At 69.9% G+C, this 23,802-nt stretch carries 22 protein-coding genes and 1 pseudogene; 12 read left to right on the top strand and 11 right to left on the bottom strand.

All coding sequences use genetic code 11. The features are described 5' to 3' along the window. Position 1: 1 nt before the first annotated feature. Positions 2–418: a YraN family protein gene (locus BC358_RS00560; protein WP_079364274.1), complete on the bottom strand. Its 417-nt coding sequence runs from the start codon at positions 416–418 to the stop codon at positions 2–4. Here BC358_RS00560 and rsmI point away from each other — a divergent pair. After that, the gene (rsmI, locus tag BC358_RS00555; protein ID WP_241559580.1) at positions 418–1,332 is read left to right on the top strand and encodes a 16S rRNA (cytidine(1402)-2'-O)-methyltransferase; all 915 of its coding nucleotides are present in this window, start codon (positions 418–420) and stop codon (positions 1,330–1,332) included. The genes BC358_RS00560 and rsmI overlap by 1 nt on opposite strands. A 3-nt stretch (positions 1,333–1,335) precedes the next feature. Here the strand turns inward: rsmI and BC358_RS00550 are convergent, their stop codons facing one another. Next, the gene (locus BC358_RS00550; protein WP_143434132.1) at positions 1,336–1,653 is read right to left on the bottom strand and encodes a hypothetical protein; all 318 of its coding nucleotides are present in this window, start codon (positions 1,651–1,653) and stop codon (positions 1,336–1,338) included. Between the two features lie 85 nt (positions 1,654–1,738). Here BC358_RS00550 and BC358_RS00545 point away from each other — a divergent pair, with 85 nt between their 5' ends. From BC358_RS00545 to BC358_RS00530, 4 genes are read left to right on the top strand one after another with little or no spacing between them, the layout of a single operon-like run. After that, a complete protein-coding gene (locus BC358_RS00545; protein WP_066157427.1) occupies positions 1,739–2,383 on the top strand; it encodes a DUF502 domain-containing protein in 645 nt (214 codons plus the stop codon). A 10-nt stretch (positions 2,384–2,393) separates the two neighbouring features. Beyond that, the gene (locus BC358_RS00540) at positions 2,394–5,072 is read left to right on the top strand and encodes a GNAT family N-acetyltransferase (RefSeq protein WP_079364273.1); all 2,679 of its coding nucleotides are present in this window, start codon (positions 2,394–2,396) and stop codon (positions 5,070–5,072) included. 34 nt (positions 5,073–5,106) lie between these two features. After that, complete coding sequence (locus BC358_RS00535) at positions 5,107–5,748, top strand: protocatechuate 3,4-dioxygenase (RefSeq protein ID WP_079364272.1); 642 nt, start codon at positions 5,107–5,109, stop codon at positions 5,746–5,748. 44 nt (positions 5,749–5,792) lie between these two features. Continuing rightward, positions 5,793–6,827, top strand: coding sequence for a metal-dependent hydrolase (locus BC358_RS00530; protein ID WP_079364271.1), 1,035 nt, complete (start codon positions 5,793–5,795; stop codon positions 6,825–6,827). Between the two features lie 20 nt (positions 6,828–6,847). Here BC358_RS00530 and BC358_RS00525 read toward each other — a convergent pair whose 3' ends face one another. Both BC358_RS00525 and dinG read right to left on the bottom strand, forming a co-directional pair. After that, a complete protein-coding gene (locus BC358_RS00525) occupies positions 6,848–7,318 on the bottom strand; it encodes a CopD family protein (RefSeq protein WP_079364270.1) in 471 nt (156 codons plus the stop codon). 16 nt (positions 7,319–7,334) lie between these two features. Then, a complete protein-coding gene (gene dinG / locus BC358_RS00520) occupies positions 7,335–9,638 on the bottom strand; it encodes an ATP-dependent DNA helicase DinG (protein ID WP_079364269.1) in 2,304 nt (767 codons plus the stop codon). A 116-nt stretch (positions 9,639–9,754) separates the two neighbouring features. On the opposite strand from dinG, the gene BC358_RS00515 reads away from it, so the two are divergent. Next, positions 9,755–10,849 (top strand): calcium/sodium antiporter, encoded by a 1,095-nt coding sequence (locus BC358_RS00515; protein ID WP_079364268.1) that lies wholly within the window; start codon positions 9,755–9,757, stop codon positions 10,847–10,849. A 4-nt stretch (positions 10,850–10,853) separates the two neighbouring features. Beyond that, the gene (locus BC358_RS00510; RefSeq protein WP_079364267.1) at positions 10,854–11,924 is read left to right on the top strand and encodes a patatin-like phospholipase family protein; all 1,071 of its coding nucleotides are present in this window, start codon (positions 10,854–10,856) and stop codon (positions 11,922–11,924) included. Between the two features lie 15 nt (positions 11,925–11,939). On the opposite strand, the gene BC358_RS00505 is transcribed toward BC358_RS00510, so the two are convergent. The 7 genes from BC358_RS00505 to BC358_RS00475 all read right to left on the bottom strand — a co-directional run bounded on the left by BC358_RS00505 (position 11,940) and on the right by BC358_RS00475 (position 21,088). Continuing rightward, a complete protein-coding gene (locus tag BC358_RS00505; RefSeq protein ID WP_143434131.1) occupies positions 11,940–14,033 on the bottom strand; it encodes an ATP-binding protein in 2,094 nt (697 codons plus the stop codon). 105 nt (positions 14,034–14,138) lie between these two features. Then, positions 14,139–16,226 (bottom strand): sensor histidine kinase, encoded by a 2,088-nt coding sequence (locus BC358_RS00500; protein ID WP_079364265.1) that lies wholly within the window; start codon positions 16,224–16,226, stop codon positions 14,139–14,141. Positions 16,227–16,437: 211 nt separating this feature from the next. Beyond that, a complete protein-coding gene (locus tag BC358_RS00495) occupies positions 16,438–17,967 on the bottom strand; it encodes a BCCT family transporter (protein ID WP_143434130.1) in 1,530 nt (509 codons plus the stop codon). A 384-nt stretch (positions 17,968–18,351) separates the two neighbouring features. Beyond that, positions 18,352–19,407, bottom strand: a complete 1,056-nt coding sequence (locus BC358_RS00490) for a DMT family transporter (RefSeq protein WP_079364263.1) — start codon at positions 19,405–19,407, stop codon at positions 18,352–18,354. 3 nt (positions 19,408–19,410) lie between these two features. Continuing rightward, on the bottom strand, positions 19,411–19,767 hold the full coding sequence (locus BC358_RS00485) for a DUF6488 family protein (protein ID WP_079364262.1): 357 nt from the start codon (positions 19,765–19,767) through the stop codon (positions 19,411–19,413). 61 nt (positions 19,768–19,828) lie between these two features. Beyond that, positions 19,829–20,617, bottom strand: coding sequence for a HupE/UreJ family protein (locus tag BC358_RS00480; protein WP_079364261.1), 789 nt, complete (start codon positions 20,615–20,617; stop codon positions 19,829–19,831). A 75-nt stretch (positions 20,618–20,692) separates the two neighbouring features. Continuing rightward, a complete protein-coding gene (locus tag BC358_RS00475; protein WP_079364260.1) occupies positions 20,693–21,088 on the bottom strand; it encodes a hypothetical protein in 396 nt (131 codons plus the stop codon). A 78-nt stretch (positions 21,089–21,166) separates the two neighbouring features. Here BC358_RS00475 and BC358_RS00470 point away from each other — a divergent pair, with 78 nt between their 5' ends. The 5 genes and pseudogenes from BC358_RS00470 to BC358_RS22220 form a co-directional block, all read left to right on the top strand. Next, positions 21,167–21,478, top strand: a complete 312-nt coding sequence (locus tag BC358_RS00470) for a hypothetical protein (protein WP_079364259.1) — start codon at positions 21,167–21,169, stop codon at positions 21,476–21,478. A 120-nt stretch (positions 21,479–21,598) separates the two neighbouring features. Further along, positions 21,599–22,921, top strand: coding sequence for a hemolysin family protein (locus tag BC358_RS00465; RefSeq protein ID WP_079364258.1), 1,323 nt, complete (start codon positions 21,599–21,601; stop codon positions 22,919–22,921). Beyond that, a complete protein-coding gene (locus BC358_RS00460; protein ID WP_079364257.1) occupies positions 22,918–23,352 on the top strand; it encodes a hypothetical protein in 435 nt (144 codons plus the stop codon). The genes BC358_RS00465 and BC358_RS00460 overlap by 4 nt, the downstream gene beginning before the upstream one ends. A gap of 16 nt (positions 23,353–23,368) precedes the next feature. After that, positions 23,369–23,650: a hypothetical protein gene (locus BC358_RS00455; protein ID WP_079364256.1), complete on the top strand. Its 282-nt coding sequence runs from the start codon at positions 23,369–23,371 to the stop codon at positions 23,648–23,650. 28 nt (positions 23,651–23,678) lie between these two features. After that, a pseudogene (locus BC358_RS22220) lies at positions 23,679–23,771 on the top strand (hypothetical protein); the annotation flags it as partial. Positions 23,772–23,802: the final 31 nt, after the last annotated feature.

Here is a 23,802-nt window from a genome sequence, read left to right as displayed (position 1 = left end):
ATCAAAAGGTACCGGATGCATCAAAGGCCGCACGCAGCCACTGGATGTCCGGGACCTCCGCGCCGTCCCGCGCCCCCTGGATCAGGACCACGTCGAAACGGCACGCAGGTTCCGACCCCAGCCGCAGCAGAAAGTGCCGCGCGGCGAACACGATGCGCCGCTGCTTGACCCCGGTGATGCTCGCACCCGCCCCGCCGCGGCTGGCGCTCGCCCGCTGGCGCACCTCGACGAAGACCAGCGTGCCATCGGGCTCACGCATAATCAGATCGATCTCGCCGCCGCCGCGGCCAGGCGTGCGGAAGTTGCGCTGCACCAGCCGCAATCCGTGTCGCAGCAGATGCCGCAGGGCGGCGTCTTCGGCCGCATCGCCGCGCTGCTTGGTCGTGACCGAAGTCCCCTGTTTCCGGGAATCCCACATTGTCCGCACCCTCCCCTTCCCTGCTGGCCGCCGCCCGTGACATGGCGGGGCAGCAGCATTATCCGCAGGGCGCGCTCTACATGGTCGCCACCCCGATCGGCAACCTCGCCGACATCGGCCTGCGCGCGCTGCACGTGCTGGACCTGGTGGACTGCATCGCCTGCGAGGACACGCGCCACACCGCGGCCCTGCTGCAGAGCTACGGCCTGCACAAGCCACTGCTGGCACTGCACGAACACAACGAGGCCGAGGCCGCGCAGACCGTGGTGCAGCGCCTGCGGGAGGGTCAGCGCGTGGCCTATGTGAGCGACGCCGGCACGCCCGGGGTGAGCGACCCGGGCGCGCGACTGTGCGCCGCCGTGCACGCCGCCGGCCTGCGCGCCCTGCCCCTGCCGGGCGCCAGCAGCATCACGGCGCTGCTGAGCGTGGCCGGCACCGGCGGCCACGACGGGGGCTTTGTGTTCACTGGTTTTCTCTCGCCCAAGACCACCGAGCGTCAGCGCGAGGTGCAGGCCATCGCGGCCGACCCGCGCGCCTGCGTGCTGCTGGAGGCGCCGCACCGCATCGAGGCCCTGGCGCGCGACCTGGCCGCGCTGGGCGAGCGGCCGCTCACCATCGGCCGTGAGCTGACCAAGCAGTTCGAGGAAGTGGCGCAGGTGGCGGCCCGGGACTTTCCGGCCTGGCTGCAGGCAGGCGCCCACCGCACGCGCGGCGAGTTCGTGCTGCTGGTGCATCCCGCCACCGCAGCCATCGACGACAACATGGACGAGGCCACGCTGCGCACGCTCGACCTGCTGCTGGCCGAACTGCCCGTCAAAACCGCCGTGAAGCTGTGCGCCGAGATCAGCGGCGCGCCGCGCAATGCGCTGTACCAAGCCGCCCTGGCCCGGCGCAAGGGCGCACAGGAAGACTGAAGCTCAGCGCAGGCGCTGCAGCGGCGACTCGGCGCCCGGGCGCTCGCCCACCTCGGTCGCGTCCACGTCGACCACGTCGCCCACCGGTGCCCGGCCTGGCCACATGCCTTGCGTGTACTGACGAGACTGCTCGCGCATGCGGGAAAACATCACCACCGGCGCCGGCTTGCGCCCGGTGATCAGCGACCACGCAGACATCACCAGCACCGCCACCAGGGCCGCGAGCAGAAAGCTCAGCACGAACACCATCGCAGCCAGCACCAGGACCAGCTTGAGGGCACCACGGAAAATTCGGGACAACAGATCGGACACAGGATTCATGTGAGGCATCAGATAGGGACATTTTGCGCGCCTGCAAGTTCCGCCAGGTCAACCGGTTGTCGCCTGCCGCTGCTATGCTGAATCCATGAAACCGCCCGCCCCAGCGCCAGAACCGCGCCCCCCGCTCGCAAACCGCCTGTCGCAGTACTTCTTCCGCGGGCTGATCACCTTCCTGCCGCTGGCCATCACGGTCTACGTGCTGGTGATCTTCATCACCTGGACCGAGCGCACCGCCATGCAGCTGCTGCGCCCGCTCACCGGCGAGTTCTACCTGCCCGGCCTGGGCATCGCGCTGGGGGCGCTGCTGATCGTGGCATTGGGCGGTCTGATGTCGATGCGCGTCACAGGCAAGCTGCTGTCCTATGTCGAGCTGCCCTTCACCAACCTCCCGGTGGTCAAGAGCATCTATTCCTCGCTGAAGAACTTCGCCGATTACTTTGCCCCGCATGAACAGGACGCACAGCAGGTCGTGCTGCTGAAGATGCCCGGGCACGAGCTGAGCACCGTCGGGCTGGTCACGCGCCAGAGCATGAAAGGCCTGCCCCGGGGCCTGGCCGAACTCGACGACCAGGTGGCCGTCTACCTCCCCATGGGCTACATGATCGGTGGCTATACCGTGTTCGTGCCCCGCAGCTGGACCACGCCGGTCGACATGTCGGTCGAGGAGGCCATGCGCATGGCGCTGATCGCGTTCATGGCGTCGAACCAGAACGGCAAGGGCGCGGCATGAGGGCCATCCAATGAGCATCCGCCACCTCGACGCCCTGTTCTCGCCCGCCTCGGTGGCGGTTTTCGGTGCCTCCGAACGGCCCTTCAGCGTGGGCGCGACCGTCTGGCGCAACCTGTCCAACGGGTTCAAGGGCCGGCTCTACCCGGTCAACCCCAAACACCGCCACATCGGCGATGCCCGGGCCTATGCCAGCGTTGCGGCCCTGCCCGAGGCGCCGGACCTGGCGGTCATCTGCACCCCGGCCGCCACCGTGCCCGGCCTGATCGCCCAGCTGGGCGAGCGCGGCACCCGGGCGGCGGTGGTGGTCACCGCGGGCCTGGACAAGACCACCAGGCAGGCCATGCTGGACGCCGCGCGGCCCCACACCCTGCGCATCCTCGGCCCCAACTGCATCGGCATGCTGGTGCCGCACCTGGGCCTGAACGCCAGCTTCGCCCACATCGGCGCCCAGCCCGGCGAACTGGCCTTCGTCTCGCAATCGGGCGCGCTGGTGACGGCCATGCTCGACTGGGCCTCGGCGCGCGGCATCGGCTTCTCGCACTTCGTCTCGCTGGGTGAGCACGCCGACGTGGACTTCGGCGACATGCTCGATTTCCTCGGCAGCGACCCGCACACGCGCGCCATCCTGCTCTACATCGAGTCGGTCGAGGAGGCTCGCAAGTTCATGTCGGCCGCGCGCGCCGCCGCGCGCAACAAGCCGGTCATCGTGGTCAAGGCGGGCCGTTCGGCCGCCGGCCAGGCCGCAGCCGCCTCGCACACCGGCGCCCTGGCCGGTTCCGACGCGGTGTTCGATGCCGCCATCGCGCGCGCCGGCATGCTGCGCGTGCTCACGCTGGACGACCTGTTCCTGGCGGCCGAGACGCTGGCGCGCTTCCGCGATGGTCCCTCCGAGAAACTGGTGGTGCTCACCAACGGCGGTGGTGCCGGCGTGATGGCCGCCGACGAGGCCTCGGCCCTGGGCGTGCCGCTGGCGCCGCTGGACGACGCCATGCTGGCGCGGCTGGACGCGGTGCTGCCGGCCAACTGGTCGCGAGCCAACCCGGTGGACATCATCGGCGACGCCCCGGCCGAACGCTATGTGGCGGCGCTGGAGGCGCTGGCGGGCGACGCAGCCAGTGCGGTGCTGTTCATTCACGCGCCCACCGCCATCGTGCCCAGCGCCGAGATCGCGCAGGCCGTGCTGCCCCAGGTCACGGCCAGGCCGCGGCGCGTGCTGGGCTCCTGGCTGGGCGACAGCGCGGTGGCGCAGGCGCGCCAGACCTTCCGCGATGCCGGCGTGCCCGACTACGCCACGCCCGAGGACGCGGTGCGCGCGTTCTCGATGTTGCGCAGCTACCGACAGCACCAGGCCGAGCTGCTGCAGACACCACCCGCGCGCGATGCCTCGCACGCCATGGACCTGCCCGCCGTGCGCACCATCGTGGACGCGGTGCTGGCCGATGGCCGCGAGATCCTCACCGAGCCCGAGGCCAAGTCGCTGCTGGCCGCGGCCGGCCTGCCGGTGGTGCCCACGCGGGTGGTCGGACCGAGCGCCGCCGAGGCCGAAGCCGCCGCCGAAGCGCTGGGCTACCCGGTGGTGGTCAAGATCCTCTCGCACGCGATCTCGCACAAGAGCGATGTCGGCGGCGTGCGCCTGAACATCGGCAGCGCGACCGAGCTGGCGCAGGTCTGCACCGCCATGCTGCAGCGCGTGCGCGAACTGCGGCCCGACGCCGACGTGCAGGGCTTCACCGTGCAGCCCATGGTGCGCAAGAAGCACGCGCACGAGCTGATCGTGGGCGCCAGTGTCGACCCACTGTTCGGCCCCGTCATCCTGTTCGGCGCGGGTGGCACGGCGGTCGAGGTGCTGGCCGACCGGGCGCTGGGGCTGCCGCCGCTGAACACGCCGCTGGCGCTGGCGCAGATCGCGCGCACCCGCATCCACCGCCTGCTCCAGGGCTACCGCGACGAACCGGCGGCCGACATCGACACGGTGGCGCAGGTGCTGGTGAGCGTCTCAGAGCTGCTGGCCGAGGTGCCCGAAATCGCCGAGCTGGACATCAACCCGCTGCTGACCAACCACGAGGGCGCCATCGCGCTGGATGCGCGCGTGCGGGTGTCGGCCCAGCGACCGGCCGGCGCGGCGAACTTCGCCATCCAGCCCTACCCGGTCGATCTGGTCGAGACCTGGGACTGGCGGGGTCAGGCGATCACCCTGCGCCCGATCCGGCCGGAGGACGAGCCCCAGCACCGCGCCTTCCTGGAACAGCTGGACCCGGAGGACATCCGCCTGCGCGTGTTCTACAGCCGCCGCCACATCGAGCACAGCGAGCTGGCGCGGCTGACGCAGATCGACTACGCGCGCGAGATGGTCTTCATCGCCACCCGGCTGCTGGAGGGTGGCGGCGAGGAAACGCTGGGCGCGGTGCGGGTGGCGATCGACCCGGACAACCGCGACGCCGAGTTCGGCGTGATCGTGCGCAGCGACCTCAAGGGCGGCGGCCTCGGGCGCCGGCTCATGGACAAGATGATCGGCCACCTGCGCCAGCGCGGCACGCAGCGCCTGGTGGGTGTGGTGCTGCGCGAAAACGCCGGCATGCTGGAACTTGCGCGCGCGCTGGGCTTCCAAGAGGGCGCCCACCCCGGCGAACCGGACGACCTCAGCCTGCGCTTCGTCTCGCTGGATCTTCAGAACCCGTCCCGCACCTGAACCGGTGGCGGGCCACCTCTTCATGGAGCCTGCCATGCCGACCGCCCCGCTGTCCTCGCGCCGATCGCTGCTCAAGGGCGGCGCCGGCCTGATCGCCGCCACCGCCGCACCCGCCTGGCTCACGCCCGCCCGGGCCCAGGGCAAGACCCTGCGCCCGACCCCAGGCCAGACCGAAGGCCCCTACTACCCGGTGGCCTTTCCCCCCGACACCGACTTCGACCTGCTGCGCACCGGCGCCGCAGCCTACGGCAAGGGCCAGCCCGCCTGGGTGAGCGGCACGGTGACCGACACCCGCGGCGTGCCGCTGGCCGGCGGTGTGATCGAGATCTGGCAGTGCGATCAGGACGGCCATTACCACCACCCCGGCGACGGCGGACGCGCCGATCCGACCTTCCAGGGCTTCGGCAAGGTCACCCTCGGGAAAGATGGCGGCTACCGCTTCCGCACCCTCAAGCCCGCGCCCTACAGCGGCCGCACGCCGCACATCCACGTCAAGGTCAAGCTCGACGGGCAGGAGCTGCTGACGACGCAGTTCTATGTGCAAGGCGACCCGGGCAACGCGCGCGACTTTCTCTGGCGGCGGCTGGGCGAGGAGGGACAGGCAGCCCTGACGCGGCCCTTTGTGAATGGCCCGGACGGCATGAAGGCGGAGTACGCCGTCGTCGTCCAGGCATGACCCCACAACACCATATTTGAATCGCCGGCCCCTAAGCTCGGCGCATGGATTCCCTCTCACAAATCGCCCTCGGCTCCGCCGTCGCCATCGGCGTCATGGGCCGCCGCACCGCGGTCTGGAAGGCCGCCACCTGGGGCGCCATCGCCGGCACCCTGCCCGATCTGGACGTGGTCATCGACCACGGCGACGCCCTGCTCAACATGGTGCTGCACCGCGCCGAGAGCCACGCGCTGTTCTGGTTGACGCTGTTCGCGCCGCTGCTGGCGTGGATCGTGTCGCGCGTCCATCGCGAGGGGCCCTTGTTCAGGCATTGGTGGTTGGCGCTTTGGCTCGTCTTGATCACCCATCCTCTGCTGGACGCAATGACCGTTTACGGCACCCAGCTGCTGCTGCCGTTCACCAACCACCCCTTCGGTGTGGGCAGCATGTTCATCATCGACCCGGCCTACACCCTGCCGCTGGTCGTGGGCGTGGTCGCGGCCCTGCGCATGAAGGACGCGGCGCGCGGTCTGCGCTGGAACGCGGTCGGGCTGGTGCTGTCCACCGCCTACCTCGCGTGGAGCGTCCTCGCACAGGAACACGTGGAGCAACAGGCGCGGACTTCGCTGCGCGAACAGGGCATCTCGGCCGAGCAGATGCTGGTCACGCCGGCGCCCTTCCAGACCCTGCTCTGGCGCGTCGTGGCATTGCCCGACGACCCGGCCGATCCGCATTTCCACGAGGCCTATGTGTCGCTGTTCGATGGACCGGAGCCGGTGCGTTTTACCGCCCACGACCGCGGCACCAAGCTGATGGCGACCCACGGCCAGGCGGCTCCGATCTCGCGACTCGCGGCCTTTGCCGGCGGCTTCGTGAAACTCTCGACCACGCCCGACGGCCAGTTGCGCATCACCGACCTGCGCATGGGCCAGGAGCCGGACTACGTATTCAATTTCCACCTCGGGCCGCTGCACGCGGTGGGCTCGGAGCCCACCAAGCAGGTCAGCGAACGTCCGCTCGTGGGCCCGGCGTTGCGCTGGATCGGTCGGCGCATGTGGGGGCTGGATCTGCCCCCGCCCTGGAAGAGTCGCAGCCCCTGAACGGCCTGGCCGCCCGCCCCTCAGGCCATCAGCAGGGTGAAGGCGATGATCACCACGCCGATGGCCAGGTTGGCACCGACCCAGGTGCGGATCGAGGCCAGCGCGGCACCACCCACCGGCCAGTCCTGCGCGGCCACGGCCTTGTCCAGGCGCTTGTAGAGCGCGAAGCGGATGTGGGCGAAGATGGCCATCATCAGCACGCCCAGTGCGGCCATCAGCGTCCAGTCCAGCGGCATGTTGAACGCCAGCCCGGCCTGCACCGTTTCCTTCGCGGCGCGGCCGATCATCCAGCCACCGGTGACGAACACCACCAGCACCGCCACCACCACGGCGCGGAAGAAGCGATGCAGCGCCGCGTGCATCAGCGGGATGCGCTGCGGCGGTGGCAGTTGCATCGCGGCCGGACGCAGGAAAAAGGCGGCGAACACCATGCCGCCGACCCAGACGACGATGGAGAGCACGTGAAGCAGTTTGAGGGTGGCGTAGAGCATGGTTTTCCTCGGTGGATCAGCGCGAAATTTCGACCAGCATACCGGTGGTATCCCGCCGCTGCAGCCGGTACGGCGGCAGGCCCTTGAGCATGCGCCGGCCGTAGCTCTGGCGCAAAAGGCGCGCATCGTAGCAAACCACCACCGCCTCGTCGGTCTCGGTGCGCAGGGCGCGGCCGGTCCACTGCAGCAGCCGCGCGCCGGTCGCCGGCACCACCAGTTCGCTGAACGGGTCGCGGCCCTGGGCCTTGAGCCAGTCGGCGCGCGCCTGGCCCACCGGATCGCTGGGCGAGGCGAACGGCAGCTTGGTGATGAACACCCACTCGCACAGCTCGCCCGGCAGGTCCAGCCCTTCGCCGAAGGACTGCAGGCCGAACAGGATCGAGGCGCCACCGTCGGCCACGCGCTCGGCGTGGCGCTTGAGCAGCATGGTGCGCGAGGACTCGCCCTGCACCAGCACCTTCTCGCGAAGCTCGCTGTGCAGCCCTCGCTCCAGCAGGTCCTGCGCGCGCTTCATCAGCGCCTTGGAGGTGAACAGCACCAGGGCGCCGCGCTTCACGTGGCGCAGGTCGTCCATGAGCATGTCCAGCATCTCGCGCGAATAGCCCTCGACGTCTTTCGGGTCGTGCTGCGTCTGCACCACCACCAGCCGGCCCTGGCTGGCGTGGTCGAAGGGGCTCTGCACCTCGCGCGCGCGCACGTCGTCATCGAAAGCCAGGCCGCTCTCGTGCAGGAAGTGGTCGAAGCCGCCGCAGGTGACCAGCGAGGCCGAGGTCGCGACCGCCGCCCGCACCTTGCTCCACAGGTGGGCGCGCAGCAGGCCGCCCGGGTTGAGCGGGCAGGCGTGGGCGCTGAGCGTGACCAGGCCGTTCTGGATGCCGGCTTCGAGCCACTTGGCCAGCGGCGCCTGGCCCTCCACCGGGGCCTGCAGCCAGAGCTCGGCCGTGGCGGCCATGTGCTGCAGGCGCGGGGCGAACGTGCCGATGCGGCTGTAGAGCTGGGCACAGCGCGGCGCGTCGCCGGGGTCGTCGCGCGCCAGCACCTTGAGCTGCGCCGCGATCAGCTCGAACTCCTTGAGCAGCGCCCCGGCGCGCGTGGCAATCTGGCCCACGGTCTCTTCCCAGTCGGCCGGCAGCAGCCCGCCTTCGAGCCGTTCGGTCGCATTGGGCAGGTTGAACTCGAAGCCGGCGCCGCCGTCGCGGCCGTTGCGCGGGCGCATGCCGCCCTGCTTGCCCGAGAGCGCCAGCCACTCGGGCGACTCGGCCAGCCGCGCCATCGCGCGCCGCGCCAGCTCGGCCTGCGCGGCCTTGAGCTCGCGCGCCAGCGTGGTCACGTCCACGCCCAGCGGGTGGGCGATGGCACCAGCCACGTCGGTCACGGCGCGCGGCAGTTTGTCGAGCCAGCCGCCGCGCATCAGGTCCATGCTTTCGGTGAACTGGCCCTGCGCGACGGCCCCGAGGTGGTGGGCCTCGTCGAACACCAGGTAGCAGTCGGACGGGTCGGGCAGCGCGTGCAGGCCCAGCGTGGAGAGCAACAGGTCGTGGTTGACCACGATCACCTGCGACTGCGCCAGCTTGGCGCGCGAGCGGTAGTAGCTGCAGCCGTTGTAGCTGGGGCAGTGGCGCGCGGTGCAGGTGTGGCGCTCGGCCGCGACCGGGGTCCAGACATCGCCCTCGGGCGGCTCGGCCAGGCGGTCGCGGTCGCCGTCCCAGTCGCCGCTGTCGAGCATCTGGCCCCAGCGCTCGTAGATCCGTCCGCGCTCGGCCCACACGCGCTCCAGCGCGTCGCCTTTGTCAGCGCTGGAAGGCTTGTCGTCGGGCTCGTCGCCAAACAGGTCCGAGGTGGCCGCGTCGCCGCCGGCCATCTGGTCGAGCTTGAGCCGGCACACATAGCGACCCCGCCCCTTGGCCAGCGTGAAGACGAAGGGCTGCGGCAGCACCGCGGCCAGCGCCGGCAGGTCTTTCGCGATCAGCTGTTCCTGCAGCGCCACAGTGGCGGTGGAGATCATCACGCGCTTGCCCTGCGCCAGCGCGAGCGGGATCACCGTGGATGCGTAGGCGGCCGACTTGCCGACCCCGGTGCCGGCCTGCACCACCGCGATGGCGCGCGGCCCGGGAGGCGCCGGGTCTTCGCCCTTCTCGGCTTTGGCGGGCCAGTCGACCACGCTCAGGGTCTCGGCAATGTGCGCCGCCATCTCGCGCTGACCGGCGCGCGCGCGAAAGCCATCCAGCCGAGAGACCACGTGGTCGAAAGCGCCCAACGCCAGGGCTTCGCGCGCCAGCGGTCCGGAGGGTCGGTCGGTCGGTTCGTCGGTCAAGGGCATCGGGCCAGGAAAAAAGGACCCCGATTGTCTCCGACCGCCCGGAGACCCCACGCCTGGGGCCTGCCCGCCGCCGTGGCAACATGCCGTCCGGACCAACCACCCTAGGAGCGCAACCGATGTGGACACTGGGCATGTTTGTGGCGGGCCTCGTGGCCCTGATCGCCGGCGCCGAACTGCTGGTGCGCGGTTCGTCGAAACTGGCGCTCTCGTTCGGCATCTCGCCCCTGGTGGTGGGGCTGACCATCGTGGCCTTCGGCACCAGCGCCCCCGAAGTGGCGGTCTCGGTCGGTGCGGTGCTGGACGGCCGGACGGACCTGGCCATCGGCAACGTGGTGGGCAGCAACATCTTCAACGTGCTGCTCATCCTCGGCCTGTCGGCGGTGATCACGCCGCTGGTGGTCAACATCCAGCTGATCCGCCAGGAGGTGCCGATCATGCTGGGCATCTCCCTGCTGCTGCTGGTGCTGGCGCTCGACCGCTCGCTGGGCCTGTGGGACGCCGTGATGCTGTGCACGCTGATGGTGGCCTACACCGTGTTCCTGGTGGTGCAGTCGCGACGGGAAACACAGGCGGCGGTCGACGAATACGCGGCCGAGGTCCAGCCGGCGGCGCCGGGCAGCTGGGACAGCCGGCTGCCGGTACAGCTGGCGCTGATGGTCGCCGGGCTGGGTCTGCTCGTGGTCGGTTCGCAGTGGCTGGTGGACGCGGCGGTGGTGTTCGCCCAGTCCTTGGGCGTGAGCGACGTGGTGATCGGCCTGACCATCGTGGCCGCCGGCACATCGATGCCCGAGGTCGCCACCTCGGTGATGGCCGCCGTCAAGGGCGAGCGCGACATCGCGGTGGGCAACGTGGTGGGCAGCAACATCTTCAACATCCTGGGCTGCCTGGGCATTGCCGGCGTGGCCGCCGGCGCGACCGGGCTGGCGGTGCCCGAGTCGGTGATGAACTTCGACATCTGGGTGATGCTGGCGGTGGCGCTGGCCTGCGTGCCGGTGTTCATGACCGGGCGCGAGATCGCGCGCTGGGAGGGTGGCGTGTTCCTGCTGTACTACGTGGCCTATGTGGCCTACCTGATCCTGGCCGCACAGCAGCACGCCGCGCTGGGCGCCTACTCGGCGGCGATGATGGGCTTCGTCGTGCCGCTGACCGTGATCACCCTGGTGGTCGCGCTGCTGGGCCGCAAACCCGCCCCCCCGTCCGGAGGACACTGACCGCATGACCAGCCACCGCACACCGCCCCGCAAGCGCATCGACCTCGCCCTGCAGGGCGGTGGCTCGCACGGGGCCTTCACCTGGGGCGTGCTCGACCGCCTGCTGGAGGAGGAGTGGCTGGAGATCGCCGGCGTCAGCGGCACCAGCGCGGGCGCGATGAACGCCGTCGCGCTGGCGGCCGGCCTGATGGAAGGCGGCCGCGTCGGCGCCCAGGCCGCGCTGCGCCGCTTCTGGATGAAGGTGGCCGACACCGCGCCCTTCGGTCCGCTGCACCACGGTCCGCTGGCCGCGGTGCTCGGCCCCGACAACCCCTGGCTGCGTCCCTGGATCGCGCCCTGGCGGCAGGCGGCCCAGGCGCTGGGCAGCCAGTTCTCGCCCTACCAGCTCAACCCGCTGAACCTCAACCCGCTGCGCGACATCCTGCAGCACACGATCGACTTCGACCGTGTGCGCAGCTGCCACCACACCCAGCTGTTCATCGCCGCGACCCACGTCGCCACCGGCGAGCTGCGCGTGTTCCAGCAGAACGAACTCACCGCCGACATGGTGCTGGCCTCGGCCTGCCTGCCGCTGCTGTTCCAGGCGGTGGAGATCGGCGGCGAGGCCTACTGGGACGGCGGCTACGCCGGCAACCCCACCCTGATGCCGCTGATCAGCGAGACCGACGCCGACGACCTGCTGCTGGTGCCGATCAACCCGAGCCGGCGCGACGCCGTGCCGACGCGGGCCAGCGACATCCTCGACCGCGCCGAAGAAGTCGTCTTCAACGCCAGCCTGCTCAAGGAGCTGCGCACCATCGCGCTGATCAAGGAGCTGATCGAGGACGCCGGCCGGCCCGATGCCTGCTACCAGCGGCCGCTGTTCCGCCGCATCGACGACCTGCGCCTGCACCGGCTGGACGCCGACGCCGAACTCTCGCGGTTCGGCGCCTCGAGCAAGCTGCAGACCGGCCGCAGCTTCCTGCTGGAGCTGCACCGCGTCGGCCACCAGGCCGCCCACGACTGGCTGCTGGCGCACGCGCAGGACATCGGTCGCCGCTCGACCTGCCCGCTGCCATCGACGCACTCCGGCTGAAGCGGGCGGGCGGCGTCAACGCTGGCGCGGGGAGGAATCCAGGAACTGCCGCACCGGCTCCAGCGGCAGACTGAAGCAGAACATCGCGCCCTGCCCGACCGCTCCTTCGCCGCGCACGCTGCCGCCGTGGCGCTGCAGGATGCGCTGCACGCTGGCCAGCCCCACGCCCGTGCCCTCGAACTCTTCCAGCCGGTGCAGCCGCTTGAAGGGCTGGAACAGCTGGTCGGCGTAGGCCATGTCGAAGCCCGCACCGTTGTCGCGCACGCAGAAGTTCGCCATGCCCTCGGCCTCGCCCAGCCCGAAGAACTCGATGTGCGCCGCCTCGGTGCGGCCGGTGTACTTCCAGGCGTTTCCCAGCAGGTTCTGCATCACCACCGTCATGAGACCCGGGTCGGCCTGTGCCGACAGGCCGTCGGCGATTTCCCAGCGCACCTGGCGCTCGGGATCGGTCTGCCTGAGTTCCCGGGCCACAGACCGCGCCAGCTCGGAAAGGTCGACGTGCTGCGTGCGCAGCTCGGCCCGGCTCTGCTGCGCCATCGACAGCAGGTCGTTGATCAGCAGCCCCATGCGGCGTGCGCTGCTCTGGATGCGCTTGAGCGCGTCCAGCCCGTCGTCGCTGAGCTTGTCCGCGTCGCTCTCCTGCAGCAGGGTCGCAAAGCCATGAATGCTGCGCAGCGGCGTGCGCAAGTCGTGCGAGACCGAATAGGTGAAAGACTCCAGGTCGCGGTTGAGCATGGTCAGCTCGCGCGTGCGCGATTTCACCCGCCGGTCCAGCTCGGTGTTGAGCCGCTCCAGCGCAAGCTGCGCCTCGCGCAACTCGGTGATGTCCTGCAGGGTGCCGCTGTAGCTCGTTCCCTTGGCGACCGGATCGGTCTGCGCGAGCAGGCGCACCCAGCGCACGCTGCCGTCGGCGAGCACGATGCGGTGCACCTCGTCGAGGTCGGTGTGCGAGGCCCGCGACCGGGCAACGGCCGCTTCCAGCTGGCCACGGTCTTGCGGGTGCACGTGCTGCCAGTAGCCCTCGAAGCTCGGCCGGAACGTCGACGGGTCCCGACCGAAAATCCGGCAGATTTCCTGCGACCAGGTCGTCGCCCCGGTGTCCGGGTCGTAGGTCCAGTGCCCCACCCGTGCCAGGCGCTGCGCCTCTTCCATCTGCTGGCGGTTCACCCGCGCCTGTTCCTGCTGGCGCTCCAGGTTGTGCAGCAGCCAGCCGATCCAGCCCCCCGCAGCCAGCAGCGCCATCGAGAGCAGCGCCGTCAGCAGCAGCGCCTGCCGGCGCGTGTGCTCCAGCGGTGCCAGCACCGAGGCATGCGACAGGCCGACCACCACCACCACACGGCTGTTGGACAGACGCTGCCAGCCGAACAGGCGCGACACGCCATCGACCACACCATCGACCCGGAAAGTGCCCCGGCTTGCCTCGGGGTCCTGCAGAAAGGGGCGGTCTGGCGGCACCTGCTGGCCCATGGCAGAGGCGTTGTCCAGGCTGCGCGCCAGGAACGCCCCGCCCGGGTGGACCAGGCTCACCAGATCGTTGTCCGACAGCGCCAGCCGGCCCAACAGCCGGGCCAGGTGCTCGGACGGCACATTGAAATGCACCGCACCCGCGAACTCCCCGTCGCGGAACATGGGCCGCCCCACGATGAGCAGCCACTCACCGGTGAGCCTCGAACGCACCGGCTCCCCCACCACCAGCCGGTCGCCGCCCTGGCGCAGCGCCTGGAAATGGGGCCGGTCACCGACAAAGGTGCCCGGGGCCACCCCCAGGTTGTTGTAGACCACCGTACCGCCCGCATCGATCACCGACAGGTGGGACACCAGCCCCCTGGGAAGGGTGGCGAGCACCTGCTGCTCGACCTCGTCGAACGCTGCGCGGGACTTGGGCCACGCCGTCCGCAGGCTCAGCAACCCCAGGTCCAGCACCGCGAGGCTGGTGTCCATCTGCCCGGCCATGGCGTCGGCCAGCTGCTGGCTGCGCACCTGTGCGCGCTCCAGCGCCTGGTCGCGCAGCTGACGCTGCAACTGCAGGCTCAGCCCCCAGAGCAGCAGCACGGCCAGCGCTGTGAACAGCGCCACGGCCGTGACCATGGATCGCAGACGAGAAATCAAGACACCCCCTGTTGCGTCCGCAGAAGACGGAACCCCCTGTGCTCTGGCGGCGGGTGGGTCCCACGGACATGTATCGATTTGTACTCTTTTTTGACCGGTCTGGGTTCACCAGGTTGTCAAGGGCGCCAGCACCGGCGCCTCGGGCAGCGAAAAGTAGAACGCGGCACCCTGCCCCACCGCCCCCTCGCCGCGCACCTGCCCGCCGTGGCGGCGGACCACCCGGCTGACGGTGGCCAGGCCCACGCCCGAGCCCTCGAACTCGTGGTGGGCGTGCAGGCGCTTGAAAGGCTGGAACAGCTGGGCCGCATAGGCCATGTCGAAGCCCGCGCCGTTGTCGCGCACGCAGAAGGTCACCAGGCCATCGGCGCTGTGTTCGCGGGTCAGGCTGATGCGTGGCTGCGGCGTCTGCCCGGTGTACTTCCAGGCGTTGCCCAGCAGGTTCTGCAGCACCACCCGCATCAGGCCCGGGTCGGCCATGGCCAGCAGGCCCGGCTGGATGTCCCAGTCCACCTCGCGCCCGGGCTCCGAGCGCTGCAACTCGGCCGCCAGCTGCAGCGCCATCTCGCTCAGGTCCACCGGCGCCAAGTCCATCTTGGCGCGGCCCAGGTGCGCCAGCGACAGCAGGTCGGTGATGAGCTGCCCCATGCGGCGCGACCCGTCCTGGATGCGGCGCAGGTGCCGGCGACCGGCGTCGGACAGCCGGTCCGACTCCTCCTCTTCCAGCACGCAGGCAAAGCCGTGGATGCTGCGCAACGGCGTGCGCAGGTCGTGCGAGACGCTGTAGGCGAACGCCTCCAGCTCGCGGTTGGCCTGGGCCAGTTCGCTGGTGCGCCGGCTCACGCGCGACTCCAGCTCATCGTTGAGCTGCTGCAGCGCCAGCTGCGCCTCGCGCACCTCGGTGATGTCCAGCACCGTGCCCCTGCTGCGCGCCGGGCGGTCGCCTTCGTATTCGGTCACGCCGCGCTCGCGCACGTACTTGATGCGCCCACCAGGCAGCACCAGCCGGTGCACCACGTTGTAGGTCCGGCGGTCACGGATCGAGCCGTCGAAGGCCTGTTTCACCATCGTCCGGTCGTCCGGATGCACCCACTCCAGGAAGCGTTCAAACGAGGGCCGCACCGTGGCCGGATCGACCTCGAAGATGCGGTAGACCTCGTCGGACCAGTGCAGCTGGCCCGTGGCCAGATCGCATTCCCAGCTGCCCAGACCCGCCAGCTGCTGCGCCTCCTTCAGCCCGGCCTCGCTGCGCGCCAGCGCGCGCTGGCTGCGCGCCATGCGCAGCTGGTCGCGCACGATCACGCCGCCAAAACCCAGCAGCAGCAGGGACAAAACCCCGGTCACCAGCAGGTTGCGCCACATCGCGGGCGCCAGCGGCGCCAGCACCGAGTCGTCGGCCAGGCCGACCGACACCACCAGCCCCGAATCGGGCAGCCGGTGCCAGCCGTAGGTGCGCGGCGCGTGGTCCATCACATCGTCGACCCGGTAGGTGCCGTGCATCAGCGCCGGCTGCGCGCGGTAGGGCCGGTCGGCGGGCACCAGTTTGCCCACGGACGCCTCGTTGGCCTCGCTCCGCGCGACGTAGCGGCCGTCGGCGTGCACCAGCGACACCACGTCCTGATCCGACAACTCCAGCTTGCCCAGCTCGCGGGCGATGTAGGCCGACTCCACCACCAGGTAGACCACGCCGTCGAAGCGCCCCTGGCGCAGCACCGGCCGGTCCACCGCAAACACCCAGCGCCCGGTCAGGCGCGAACGCACCGTCGCCGACACCCGCATCAGGTCGGAGCCCAGGCGTGCCAACTGGAAGCTTTCGCGGTCGCCCACATAGCCCCCGTTGTCCAGCCCCAGGCTGTTGTAGACCAGGTGGCCACTGCCGTCGGCCACCGACACGTGCGAGACCAGGCCCGGCGGCAGGCTGGCCAGCGCGTCCTTGGCCAGCAGGTCGAAACGCTCCCGAGGCTCGCGCACCCAGTGTTCGCGCAACGTGCGAAGCGTGACGTCCATGGTGTTGAGGTGCGCCTGCACCTGCCCGGCCATCGCATCGGCCACCTGCAGGCTGCGCTGGTCGGCCTGCAACAGCACCTGCTCGCGCAACTGGTTCTGGGAGCGCAGCGACTGCCACCACAGCACCCCGGCCGCCACCACGGTGAACAACGCGACCAGCAGCGCAAAGGAGCGGGAAAGCGCCTTCAAGGCGACACCCTCACGCCACGATCCCGGCACCCCACGGGGCGCGCGGACGCAATGCACCAATCCACAACGACGATCTCTCTTTATATGTACGAACACCAACCCGGCGGCTGGCGAGCGGGGCCGATTCTGGTGCGCGAACCTTACGCGCAGCCGATATCAGCGCCCCCTACCGTTCATTTCGTCACGAAGTGGTGCAAGTTGAGTCCGTCTGTCAGGGCGCGGGCGTGCGGTCCACCATGTCGCGCATGCGCCGCCGCATCGCGCGGTCGCGCCGCTGTTCCTCGTTCCAGTCCTCGCGCACGCCGCGCCACAGCGCCAGCGCCATCAGCAGAATCACCACGGCAAACGGCAGCGCAAACACGATGGTCGCCGTCTGCACCGCCTTCACGCCACCGGCCAGCAGCAGACTGATGGCGATGCCCGAAACCAGCAAGCCCCAGACGATCTTCACCCGCGCGCCCGGGTTTTCCTGACCGCCGGTGCTCATCATGCCCAGCACCAACGTGGCCGAATCTCCCGACGTCACGAAAAACACCAGCACCAGCACCGTGGCGACGCCACTCATCAACCCGCCCAGCGGCAGGTGGTCGAACATGGCGAACAGACCGGTGGACACGTCGGCGCTCACCGCTTCGGCGATGGGCAGGTCCTGCAGGATTTCCAGGTGCAGCGCCGTGCCGCCAAACACCGAGAACCACACGAACGCCGCCAGCGTGGGTGCCAGCACCGTGCCCAGCACGAACTCGCGGATGGTGCGTCCGCGCGAAACGCGCGCGATGAACAGGCCCACGAAGGGGGACCAACTCACCCACCAGGCCCAGTAGAACACCGTCCAGCCGCCCACCCAGCCGCTGTCGCGGAACGGCGTCATGCGCAGGCTCATGCGCACGAAGTCGCTCAGGTAGCTGCCCAACGTGTTGGTGAAGGTGTCGATGATCGCCACCGTCGGCCCCAGGACGAACACCGCCAGCGCCAGCACACCCGCTACGATCAGGTTGAAGGTTGAAAGCCACTTGATGCCCCTGCTCACCCCGGTCACGGCCGAGGTCAGGAACAGCACCGTCGTGACCACGATGATGGCCACCTGCGCGGTGCTGTTCACCGGCACCCCCATCACCGCCGCCAGGCCGCTGTTGATCTGCAGTGCCCCCATGCCCAGCGAGGCCGCCACACCGAAGGCCGTGGCGATCACCGCCAACACGTTCACCACCGGGCCGAGCTTCTTCATCGGCGCCCAGGGCAGCGCTTCCACCGCCGTGCTCACCAGCGCAGAGCCGCCGTGGCGGAACTGGAAAAACGCGATCGCCAGCGCCACGATGCTGTACACCGCCCAGGGGTGCAGCCCCCAGTGGAAGAAGCTGTAGCGCATGGCCGCGTTGGCGGCCTCCGGCGTGTGGGCAGCAATGCCGGGTGGCGGTGCGCCATAGTGCGAGATCGGCTCGGCCACGCCCCAGAACACCAGGCCGATGCCCATGCCCGCGGCGAACAGCATGGCGAACCAGGCGCCGATGGAGAACTCCGGCTCGTCGTCCTCGCCGCCGAGCTTGAGATCGCCGTAGCGGCTGACGGCCAGGATCAGCGCCATCACCACCAGGCCCAGCACCACCCACAGGTAGAACCAGCCGAAGTTGCGCGTGATCCCCGCCAGCGCGGTGTCGAACACCCCGCCCAGCGACGCCGGGGCGATCACGCCCCACAGAACAATGGCCAGGATCAGACCGGCCGACACGATGAGTTGCATGAGATTTATCCTCCGGGAAAACAGCCCACCCTTCGGCTGCAACGCAGGACGACGGCACGGCACCGCCCAGGTGCGAGCCTGGGCGGTGCGGGTGCCGGCGCAGCCGGGGAATCAAGCCAGAAGACGGCGGCGGACCGGCCCGATGGACAGTGTCGCCCGGCCGCCGGGCCCATGCAGGGCGCTTCGGTGCGGTGGCAGCGGTGCCATTTCAGCACGCTGAGCCGGGGCTGTCAGCAAGAGCCGGCACCGCCAGCGCAGTTGGGTGCGCCAGTCGTGCCGTCATGAACGAATTGGACATTGTGCCCGGTTGAGCCGCAACACGTGAGCCCGTGCTCACATACCTGAGCGACCGATGCGGACATGCGGCGTGCGTCTCCGCCCGGCTCAGTGGCTGTGCCGATGGTGCAGGTCCGGTGCGTGCGGGTGGCTGTGGCGCAGCGGGCTGTGGTGGTGCGGGTGGCTGTGTGCGCCCTGGGGCATCACCGGATGGGTGTGGTCGTGGTGGCCGTCGTCGTGGGTGTGGGCGTGTTCGTGGTCCAGCGCCTCGTGCTCGTGGACATGCCTGTGGTCTTCGGCCAGGTGCACCAGCACCCCCGCCACCATCAGTGCCCCGCCGCCCAGCAACAGCAGGCTGGCCGAACGCTCGCCGAGCGCGAACGCGCCCAGCGCGCCGATGAAGGGCGCAAACGCGAACACCGAGCCGGTGCGGGCCGCGCCGAAGTGGCGCTGTGCCAGCAGGTAGAAGCGCAGGCTCAGACCGTAGCCCGTCGCGCCCACGGCCAGCAGCGCCGCAACCGCCGTCCACCCGGGCCGAGGCTCGCCCCAGACCAGCGCGATGCCGGTGGTGACGCTTGCGCCCAGCGCGGCCTTGGCCAGCACCACCTGCCCCGGGTCGCGGTCGGCGACGCCGCGCGAAAGCGTGTTGTCCACGCCCCAGGCCACCGTGGCCACGGCCACCGCCAGCAGGCCGAGCAACTGCACCTGGCCCGTGAGGCCCTGGTCGATCACCAGCAGCGCGCCGCCGGCCAGCAGCAGCGCCACCGCCGACTTCACCCGCCCGTCCAGCACCTCGCCGTACCAGCGCCAGGCCAGCACCGCGGTGAACACGGCTTCGAGCGTGAGCAGCAGCGAGGCGCTGGCGCCGCTGGTGCGCTGCAGCCCCCAGGCCAGCGCCACCGGCCCGAGCACCGCGCCGGCCCCCACCATCGCCAGCAGCCGCGGCCAGTCGCTGCGGCGCAGCGGCGCCTCCACCGAAGCGCGCCGTCGCGTGAAGACCGCCACCAGCGCGGCGCCGCCGTACAGCAGCGCTGCGGTGGAAAACGGCCCCAGGCCCTGGCCGAAGCGCTGCACCAGCGGCGTGCTCAGGCCGAACAAGGTGGCGGCCAGCAGGGCCAGCAGGCCGCCGCGGAGGACGGGGGAGGTCGTCACGCCATGGCCCATGGCTTATTGCCCGGTGTAGTTGGCCGCGATGAAGTTGCCCGGCAGCGAGAAGAACATGTAGAGCGTCTTCTTGCTGGCGTCGCTGGCGGCCGGGTTCTGGAACACAACCTTCCACTCCTTGGCTTTTTTCCCATCCACCTGCTCCGGCTTGGCCGGCGTGATGGCCTTCCAGCTCGCATCCAGCTTGCCGGTTTTGACGAAGGAATCGCGCTGCTGAACGGCGCAGTTGCTCACCACCGCTTCGGTGGCTGGTTTGCTGCCATGGAAGTGGCAGCTGCTGCCGGCATCGGCCAGCGCGGGCAGCGGCGCGGCAAGGGTGGCGGACAGGGCGATGGCGGAGAGGATGTGTGCGGTTTTCATGATGGGATTCCTGTAGGAACAGTGTGGATCAAAGGGACGGAAAAGCGGCAGGGAAACGGGATCAAAGGCCATCGCGGCCCGCGTCGCGGGTGTTTTCGACATCGAGGTCCTCGTGCGCGTGGCGGTGTTCGGCGGCCGGGAAGCGGAAGCTGTCCGGATCGGCGTCGTGCTGGTAGCCGTGCAGCTGCATGAACAGCAGGTAGACCCCGGCGTAGAACAGCACAAGGTTGGCCATGTAGGCAAAGCGCTTGAACGAGGCCCGGTGGCGCCACAGCGCGAGCAGGCCGACCATCACCACCAGCGCGGCGATCTGGCCCAGCTCGACCCCCACGTTGAAGCTCAGGATGCGCCAGAGCATCTGCAGCGGGTCGTCGCCCAGCGGCAGCTGCTGCAGCCGGGTCGACAGGCCGAAGCCGTGCAGCAGACCGAAGCCGAACACCATCCACAGCAGGTTGGGCGAGGCCATCTGGAAGTGCTTCTGGAAGCCGCCGTTGTTGTCGAAGGCCTTGTACATCACGCTCAGCGCGATGATGGCGTCGACAAGAAAGTAGTTCCAGGTGATCTTGAAGAAGGTCGCGAAGATCAGCGTGAGGCAGTGCCCCAGCGTGAACACCGAGACGAACTTCACCACGTCCCTAAAGGACGCCAGAAAGAACACCACGCCGAACAGGAACAGGAGGTGGTCGTAGCCGGTGAGCATGTGGCTGGCGCCCAGGCCCACGTACTGGAGGTAGCCGCCGTCCAGCATGCGCTGGCGGTCGGCCTCGGAAATGCCGTGGGCGAGGGCCACGATCGGTGTGAGGGTCGCGAGCAGCGCCAAGGCGGCCCGACCCGGGGAGGGAAGGTTCATAAATATCCGGAAAAGAAGTGAGGCCACGCGACCCGCCGGCCGGCGGGTCGAACCCGAAACACCCCCAGGCGGGGTTCAGGCGGCGGTCCGGGGCGGGCGCAGCAGCCCGTCGGGATCGGCGGACACCGGCAGCGCCTCACCGCCCACCGGGGGCGCCGCCGCCGGCAGGGCCAGCGGGGGCAGGACGGCGGCCACCGGGAGCCCCTGGGACTGCATGCCCTCGGCGGCGTGCGAGTGGTGAGGACCGTGTCCCCCGTCGTCCATCGCGCCGGCAACGAACAGGGTGGCATCCACCTCGTGGCCCTGCGTGTCATGAGGCGCGGGATGCTCGTGATGGCCGTGGTCAATGGCGTGGGCCACCTCGTGCGACATGCGCTCGGCCTGCTCGGCCCGCTGCGCGGGCAGCGCCCACGCCACAGACTGCAGCAGCAGGCTGAACAGCAGAAGCCAGGTGGTCAGGGCAGATTTCACGCGCCGGATTTTAGGAGTCAACTGCCGACCCCTGCCCCAGACAGGGCGACAAAGAACCACGATTTCTATAATCGCCCGATGTTCCGCCGGTGCCTCATCGCCCTGTTCGCCCTGCACTTCCTGCTGAGTCTGGGCGGCTTCACGCTGCATGTGCCCTCGCCGGAACTCACCGAGTCCGCCCTGACCGCCGACGTCGACGGGCTGGGCTCCAGCGTGCAGCACGGGCTCACCGACGACGCGCCCGACATGCCCGACGGGCCGCTGCGCGCGCTCCCGGTGGTCCGGGTGTCCCATCCGCCGCTGCCGACCACGCCCTGGGTGTTCGGCTCCCGGGACGACCCGTTGCCCATGGGCCTCGACCGGCCGCCCCGGCGCTCCGCGCGCGCCTGACCGCGGGCGCGGCGTCCGGCCGCCCGCCCCTCTCCCTGCTCCCGTCCGCCCGCACGCCCGCACGTCCGCACGTCCGCACGCCCGCACGCCCGCGGGCGTGCCTCATGGAACCCGTTCCTCATGGAAATTGCCTTGCTTTTTGCGCTCATCGTGCTCAATGGCCTGTTCGCCATGTCCGAAATCGCGCTCGTCACCGCCCGCAGGGTGCGTCTGCAAAAACTGATTGACGAAGGCGACGGCGCCGCCGCGGCGGCCCTCAAGCTCGGCGAAGACCCGACGCGTTTTCTCTCCACCATCCAGATCGGCATCACCTCCATCGGCGTGCTCAACGGCATCGTCGGCGAGGCGGCGCTGGCCGGGCCGCTGGCGCACTGGCTCGTCTCGCTGGGCGTGGCCGGGAACGTCGCCCAGCTCGGCGCCACCGGCCTGGTGGTGGTGCTGATCACCTACTTCTCCATCGTGGTCGGCGAGCTGGTGCCCAAGCGCATCGGCCAGTCCAACCCGGAAATGCTGGCCCGCTTCATGGCCCGCCCCATCAACGCGCTGGCCATCGCCACCAAGCCCTTCGTGCTGCTGCTGTCGGTCTCCACCAAGGCGCTGCTGCGCCTGCTGGGCATCAAGGACAACAGCGGCGCGGCGGTGACCGAGGAAGAGATCCACGCCATGCTCGAAGAAGGCACCAGCGCGGGCGTGATCGAGTCGCACGAGCACACCATGGTGCGCAACGTGTTCCGGCTGGACGACCGGCAGATCGGCTCGCTGATGGTGCCGCGCAGCGACGTGGTGGTGCTCGACCTGGACCAGAGCTTCGAGGTCAACATGGCGCGGGTCGAGGCCTCGGACCATGCGCGCTTCCCGGTGGTGCGCGGCGACATGAACCACGTGGCCGGCGTGGTGAACGCGCGCAAGTGGCTCTCGCAGGCGCTGCGCGGCGGTGAGCGCGAGCTGGCGAACCAGCCGCTGCAGGAGGCGCTGTACGTGCCCGAGACCATCACCGGCATGGAGCTGCTGGACAACTTCCGGCAGTCGGGCGGCCAGATGGCCTTCGTCATCGACGAGTACGGCGAGGTGCAGGGCATCGTCACGCTGCAGGACCTGATCGAGGCCATCACCGGCGAGTTCAGCCCGCGCGACCCGGAAACCTCGTGGGCGGTGCAGCGCGAGGACGGCAGCTGGCTGCTGGACGGCCACATCCCGGTGCCCGAGCTGAAGGACCGGCTGGCGCTGGACACCGTGCCCGACGAGCAGCGCGGCCGCTACCACACGCTCAGCGGCCTGATGATGCTGCTGACCGGCCGCCTGCCCCGGGAAGGCGACCAGGTGGAATGGGAACACTGGCGCTTCGAGATCGTGGACATGGACGGCCGCACCATCGACAAGGTGCTGGCCACGCGCCGCGACCCGGACGCGCCGGAAGGCACCGACGAGGTGGTGGCGCCATGACCCGCGGCATTCACACGGCCTTCCTGCCCGTGGTGGTGGCCCTGCTGCTGGGCGCCTGCGCCGAAGGCTACCCCGACCGGTCCGAGGTCGTGACCCTGCACTACGGCATGGGGCAGGCCGAGGCGATCCAGGCCATGAACCAGGTGGTCAAAGGGAAGCAGCAGAAAAGCCCCGCCCGCTTCGCCATGCTGGAGGGCTGCGTGCTGGAGGTGCACGCCCGCCGCCCGGCGGATGGCCGGGAATCGCGCACGCTGCCGCTCAAGGGCGCGCGGGCGGTCGCCACCAAAGCACCGGACAGCGACAGCTACCGCGTCGCCCTGCACCGCAGCGGCGGCTCCGGCGACCCGGGCCAGACCGTGATGCACGGCGTCCCGTGGACCACCGCCACGCAGATGAAGTGGTTGCTGGAGTACCTGCCCAGCACCTGCTGAGGCCATACTGCCTGCCGTGAAGACCTTCATTGCACAGCGCTGGCACGGCCTCGCCGGCTGGCGCACCCTGTTCTGGCGCGACCTGCTGGTCGTCGGCACCAGCCTGAACCTGCTCATGACCGGGCTGGCACTGGCGTTGCTGTCGCAGGACGCGCCCATCCAGTGGGTGCTGCTCGCACACCTGCTGCCGCTGCCCTACAACCTGCTGATCGTGTCCTCGATCTGGTCGGCACCGCAGCGGCCGAAGATCGTGCTGGGCGCGAGCGTGTTCTGGCTGGTGCTGTTCGTGGCGGTGTGAGTCGCCACCGGGCGCGACAATCCGGCGCATGAGAACCCTGCTGCTCTACCTCGCCACCGCGCTGGCCGAGATCATCGGCTGCTACCTGCCCTGGCTGTGGCTGCGGCCGGCGGCGCCGTGGCGCTGGCGGGCATGGCCATCATCGCCTTCCA

Origin of the sequence: Hydrogenophaga sp. H7 (assembly GCF_002025745.1) — a bacterium.
Lineage (GTDB): Bacteria > Pseudomonadota > Gammaproteobacteria > Burkholderiales > Burkholderiaceae_C > Hydrogenophaga > Hydrogenophaga pseudoflava.
This window is presented reverse-complemented; position numbering and strand designations above follow the sequence as displayed.